The organism is Actinomadura sp. HBU206391 (assembly GCF_014323665.1).
In the GTDB taxonomy this organism is placed as follows: domain Bacteria; phylum Actinomycetota; class Actinomycetes; order Streptosporangiales; family Streptosporangiaceae; genus Actinomadura_C.
The window spans coordinates 1-2,655 of sequence record NZ_JABVEB010000473.1 but is presented as its reverse complement, the minus strand read 5'-3'; the positions used below and the strand labels follow the sequence as shown (position 1 = coordinate 2,655).

Annotated in this window: 3 protein-coding genes; all 3 read right to left on the bottom strand. The window is 71.5% G+C overall.

Annotated features, from left to right (window positions below):
- Positions 1-284 precede the first annotated feature (284 nt).
- On the bottom strand, positions 285-938 hold the full coding sequence (locus tag HKK72_RS38480; RefSeq protein WP_187239305.1) for a DUF4142 domain-containing protein: 654 nt from the start codon (positions 936-938) through the stop codon (positions 285-287).
- Positions 938-2,407 (bottom strand): NADH-ubiquinone oxidoreductase-F iron-sulfur binding region domain-containing protein, encoded by a 1,470-nt coding sequence (locus HKK72_RS38475; protein ID WP_315987661.1) that lies wholly within the window; start codon positions 2,405-2,407, stop codon positions 938-940. The genes HKK72_RS38480 and HKK72_RS38475 overlap by 1 nt, the downstream gene beginning before the upstream one ends.
- Positions 2,404-2,655, bottom strand: a 252-nt coding sequence (locus tag HKK72_RS38470) for a hypothetical protein (RefSeq protein ID WP_222721672.1), incomplete at its 5' end; no start/stop codon positions are given. The genes HKK72_RS38475 and HKK72_RS38470, both read right to left, overlap by 4 nt.

Sequence of the window (2,655 nt, the reverse complement as noted above, 5' to 3'; positions counted from 1 at the left end):
CTGGACTCGCCGCGACTCAACTGGCCACCCTGCCTGGGGGAAGAGGTAGGACTCGCCTTGACCGACATCGAGGCGCGGATCCCGTGGACCCTCGGGACGGGAGAATCGCAGCCCGCACCACCGATCCTGGGTCACGAACTCGGCGACATTCGGGTAGTGGGTCTCACCATGCCGCCGATGCGCTTTCGGTACGGCACCACACTCCTTCCGCCTCCATTGCAGATCCGACGGGGATCACCAATGGGTACGTAAGAGAGGTAGTACGGGTTCACCGGAATCCGGGTTCAATGGACATCGCGGTAAAGACGCGGAAAGTCGACGAGCCCGGTGCTCTCCAGATACTGCATGTGCCGTGCGACGATCTTGAGGCCGCGCTCGGCGAAGGCGCGGATCACGCTGTTCCCGGTGCTCGCTCGCACCTGAGCGATGATCGCGAAGACCTTGCCGTGAGCGACCCGGAGCCTGTGCACGAACAGGCGGTCGTAGGGGGCACCGCGCAGCGCCGACAGCTCAGCCATCCACGCCTCCTGCTGGCCGGAGGCCCGGGTCGGCAGCACGACGCCGAGCTGGTCCGCGACCTTGCGGACGTCGGCGTCGAGCTCGGCGTGCTCGATCGCGAGGTGCGCGCCGACCTCCTTCACCTTCGGGCTGCTCGCGCGCTGCTGCGCCTGCTGCCCGGTCGGCGCCTCCCAGAGACCGGCCTGCCGGACCTTGACGAGCAGGTCGCGGTCGGAGTCCTCCATCGGGCCGTAGCGGGTCTCGACCCGCCCGCCCGGACGGCTCTCCGCGGTCTGGCCGTCCGCCGGGTAGACCGGCGGGCGGAGGATCACGTAGCCGACCGCGAGAAGGATCATGACCACGGGGGCGGCCAGCCAGATCCTGCTGCGCCGCTTCATCGGATGCTTGCGCCCGACCGGGCGCCATCGTTTCCGTACCATCAATTCTTCCTGTCGGTCCGGGCGTTCGGAGTCATGAGACGCAGGGCGAGGGCCGGGCACATCGACACCGCACGCCGCGCGTTGCCCTCGACCCAGGCGGGAATCGCCGTGTCGAGCACGATCGGGTAGCCGTTGCGGTCCAGCCGGATCATCTCGGGGACCAGGTGAGCGCAGAGCCCGTGCCCGTCGCAGCGCGTCCAGTCGACGGCCAGCCTGCTGTCGCCGCCCTCGACCATCGGCAGGGGCAGGAAGCCCCGCACCGGCTGCCCGCATCCGCCACGGACCTCGTGCACAAGCAGGTCCTGCTCGAACACCTCGATCGCCGACAGCGCGAATCTGGCCGTGCCATCGGGGTGCGAGCACGCTCCCCGGCCGCGGCCGATGCTCGCGGCGCGGCGCACCCCCTCGGGTCCGCCACTGCCGTCGGCGAGTGCGTTCAGCGCCCGTACGACGTCGGGCAGCCCGAGTCGGCAGGGCCCGCACTGGCCGGCCGACTCCGCCGCGAGGTAGGTCGTGATCCGGGTGACCTCGCCGAGCGGGCACGTCCCTGGCGACAGGGGCAGCACGATCCCCGCTCCCAAGGTGCCGCCGGCGGCGGTGAGCCCCGCCCGCGAGACCGGCACGTGCTTCGCCGTCTCGGGCGAAAGCCAGCCGCCGTGGTAGCCGCCGACCAGCACTCCCTGCCCAGGCGTCGTGCCGCACCGCTCCAGGACCGTGCCCAGCGGGGTCCCGGTGGGGGTCTCCACGACCGTGCTCCCGCCCACCGTCATCAGGACGGTGCCCGGCTCGGCGCGGGTGCCGACGCCCGCGTACAGATCCACGCCCAGCGAGGTGAGCACCGCGAGCTGGGCGAAGGTCTCGGTGTTGGACAGCAGCGTGGGCCTGCCGCCGACTCCGAAGTCGGCGGTGCGGACCTTGCGGCCGGGCGGCACCGCCGGCTCGCCGTTGACCGCCCGGACCACCGCGCCGCTCTCTCCCGAGATGAACCGTTCCTCAAGTTCGACCAGGCGCACAGGGAGCTTGCGCTCGGCGATGGCGGCGCGGATCGAACGCTGCGCGGGCCCCTTCCCCGCCACCGCGATGATGATCTCTCTGCTCTCGAGGGCGTGCGCCGCGATGACGGCACCGTCGAGCACCAGGTGCGGAGCGCGGGTCAGCAGCACATGGTCCTTCGAGCTTCCGGGCTCGCCCTCGGCGGCGTTGACCACCACCGCGATTCCGCCGCCCGCTGTCACGTGCCGGCCGACCGCCCTGAGTTTGCGGGCGAAGGGGAAGGCCGCGCCGCCCCGTCCGCGCAGGTCGACCCGGTCGGCCATCGCCATCAGCTTGCTGAGCCGGGGTTCGTAGAGCCGCCCGTGCACCGCGCGGTGCCGGTCCAGGTCGAGCCGTTCGAACCGGTCGAATCCCAGCGTCAACCGGGGTGCATCGACGTGCGTGACCATCGGGCCCATGAGCGTCGGACCGGTCACCGGGGCACCTTGACCCGCTTGTCGGAGTTCTGCTGCGCGGAGCGGCTCGCCGCGCGGGCGGCCGAGCGCTTCGCGGCCTTGGACCGGGACTCCTGTGGCAGCTCCTCCTCGGCACCGAGCGGGCGGACCGTCACGACGCCCCTGGCCAGCAGGGCGACCCCGACGCCTGCCACGCAGACCAGGTAGCTCCAGGTCACCCAGATGGCCGGCTGACGTCCGGCGAGCAAGCCATGGACGATCGCGAGCAC